The sequence below is a fragment of the Frankia sp. CcWB2 genome (genome assembly GCF_977927585.1).
The window spans coordinates 21131-23700 of sequence record NZ_CDWRCM010000038.1 but is presented as its reverse complement, the minus strand read 5'-3'; the positions used below and the strand labels follow the sequence as shown (position 1 = coordinate 23700).

The following is a 2570-nucleotide window of genomic DNA, read 5'->3' as shown; positions in this document are numbered from 1 at the left end:
TCGATACGGTGCGCGACTGGCTTGCCCGCCAGCGCCGGGCGCACCGGGTCTCGATGACCATCGACGGTGACTCCATCGAGGTGGAGCAGGCGTCGACGGAACAGCAGCGGGCGCTGGTCGACGCCTTTGTGCGCCGGCATTCGGCGGGGTAGGCGATGGGCCGACGGCTGGCGCTGTTGATCGCCACCTACGAGTACCAGGATGCCGGGCTGCGGCGGTTGACTGCCCCGGCGCACGACGCCGAGGCCCTTGCCGACGTCTTGGGGGATCCGCGGATCGCCGGGTTCGAGGTCACGGTTCTGGCCAACGAGCCGCACCACCAGGTGGAGCAGGCGGTCGGGGAGTTCTACCGGGACCGGCGTCGGGACGACCTGACATTGTTGTATTTCACCGGCCACGGGTTGAAGGACGACGCCGGCCGGCTGTACCTGGCGATGGCGAACACCCGCCGGGACGGTCTGTGGTTTACCGGCCTATCCGCAGAGGACGTCAACGAGGCCATGGAGAGCTGCCTTTCGCAGCAGAAGGTGCTGATCCTCGACTGCTGCTACAGCGGGGCCTACCCGGCAGGCCGGCTGGCGAAGGCCGACACGGCCGTGCACACCTTCGAGAGTTTCCGCGGCCGTGGCCGTACGGTGCTGACCGCCACGGACTCCACGCAGTACGCGTTCGAAGGCGACCAGCCGCACGGGGAGGCGGCGCGGTCGGTATTCACCCGCTACCTCGTCGAAGGCCTGCGCGACGGTAGTGCCGACCTCGACGGCGACGGCGACATCACGGTCGACGAGCTCTACCTTTACGTCCACGACCGGGTCGTGGCCGAGATGCCGCAGCAGCGGCCGAAGAAGCAGGACAACGTCCAGGGGCGGACCGTCGTCGCCAGGAACGTCAACTGGACGCTGCCTCCCTACCTACGGCATTCGGTGGACAGCCCGCTGGCCGCGGTCCGCCTCGCCGCTCTCGACGAAATGGACCGTCTGCACCGGGTCGGGAACGAGCTGGTGCGTGGGAAGGTCCGCGCCGAGTTTGTACGTCTCGCCAACGACGACAGCAGAGCGGTGTCGGATGCGGCGACCGCGCGGCTGCGGTCCCTCGACCCCGAAACGGGGGCAATCGCTCCGGCCGTCGCGGTGCCCCCGTTTTTTTTTCCCCCCCCCCCGTGCAGGCGGTCGAGCCGCCGCCCGGACCGGCCGCGAGTGCCCCGCAGCTGGCGGTCGCGCCAGATCAGAGGGCGGTCCCGGACGAGGCGGACGCGCTCGAGCGGCCCCAGACGCTGCCCGGCGGCGCCCGGAAACACCTGCCCGCGGCCCGCCGGCCAGTCCCGCCCGGCCCTGCCGCGACGACACATCTCGACGGCGCTGCCCGCACGCCGCGCCCCCAGCCGGCGGACGAGGCACGCCGGGCCCCCTCCCACGGAGTCGCCGAGCGGGGATCCGGTACCGGCAGGGCTCAAGGTGACATTCGGGCAGAACTTATGTGGCGGTCCCCTTCCGGGAAAATTTATGTCATGCGCATCTTTGTCGACGAAGAACCACGCGCCGTTGAAATCCACGTATCTCTCTGGAAACCCGATCGTGTAGTCGTCGACGGCGTGCCACTCAAATTGACCTTTCGGCGCCTTATGCAGGATGCCTTCGGTGACGAGCAGATGTTCGCCTTCGAGCTGCCTCATGCGAGTGATCGACTGCCGGTCCAAGTGAGAGCGACCCGAGATTCCACGGGCGGCCTCAAGTCACTGGGCGGCATCAAGGGGACGTAATGAAGTAACAAATACGTGATCGAGAGCATCATCGCAGGTCACAGGCCTGTGGAGGGTTCGAAACGCGCAAGTTATTTCATTTCGACTCCCAAGTCGCTCGAGATCGCCGTCCGGGACGAAATCGTCTACACCAAGGAATGACCTCTTTCTCACTTTCTCACCTTCTCACCTACCGAGAAAGCAGCGGGGAGCGTAAACGTGGTAGAACGCCTACTTGCCGGAAGCAGCCCTGTCGCGATCGGGCGGACGGTGATTTCAGGAGCCTCGACCAAGATCAAATATTTCTTCCAATGGCACCTTCCAGTGGGGTCCACCGCTGAAGGGTGCCGGCTCGGCTGGACGGTCTTCATGGCCTTTCTTTTCGCGGGACCGGTGTTCAGGGCCGCCAGCGTGCGACCAACTCGGTCCGGTTGGTGCAGCCGAGTTTGGCGAGGATCGAGCGGACATGGCTTTCGATGGTGCGCTCGCTGAGCACCAGCCGCGCCGCGATCTCCCGGTTGGACATGGCCTGGACGACGAGCGCGGCCACCTCGTGCTCGCGGGGGGTGAGCGGGTCGGTCTCTCGGCGGGCGGCCGCCAAGTCGGCGAGCAGCCGGTCAGCGCGGGCCAGCGGCCCGGGCATGTCCAGCCGGCGAGCCTCGGCCGCGGCCGCGCCTGCGAGGGTCACGGCGGCGTCAGGGTCGTCGAGGCGGCGCAGCACGTCGGCGAGGGCCAGCCGGTTGAGCACGATGTGGGGGCGCGCGCCCATAGTGGCCCTGCATATAGCCAACGAAGAAGACCGTCGGTGTTCCGACCGCCCCTGAGTACGCGG

Annotated in this window: 3 protein-coding genes; 1 reads left to right on the top strand and 2 read right to left on the bottom strand. The window is 67.4% G+C overall.

What is annotated here, in order from left to right:
* Positions 1-155 precede the first annotated feature (155 nt).
* Positions 156-1580, top strand: coding sequence for a caspase family protein (locus ACY45C_RS06380; protein ID WP_462186719.1), 1425 nt, complete (start codon positions 156-158; stop codon positions 1578-1580).
* Positions 1581-1668: 88 nt separating this feature from the next.
* Here ACY45C_RS06380 and ACY45C_RS06375 read toward each other — a convergent pair whose 3' ends face one another.
* Both ACY45C_RS06375 and ACY45C_RS06370 read right to left on the bottom strand, forming a co-directional pair.
* Positions 1669-1791, bottom strand: coding sequence for a hypothetical protein (locus tag ACY45C_RS06375; RefSeq protein ID WP_462186718.1), 123 nt, complete (start codon positions 1789-1791; stop codon positions 1669-1671).
* Between the two features lie 344 nt (positions 1792-2135).
* A complete protein-coding gene (locus ACY45C_RS06370; RefSeq protein WP_462186717.1) occupies positions 2136-2507 on the bottom strand; it encodes a helix-turn-helix transcriptional regulator in 372 nt (123 codons plus the stop codon).
* Between the last annotated feature and the right edge of the window lie 63 nt (positions 2508-2570).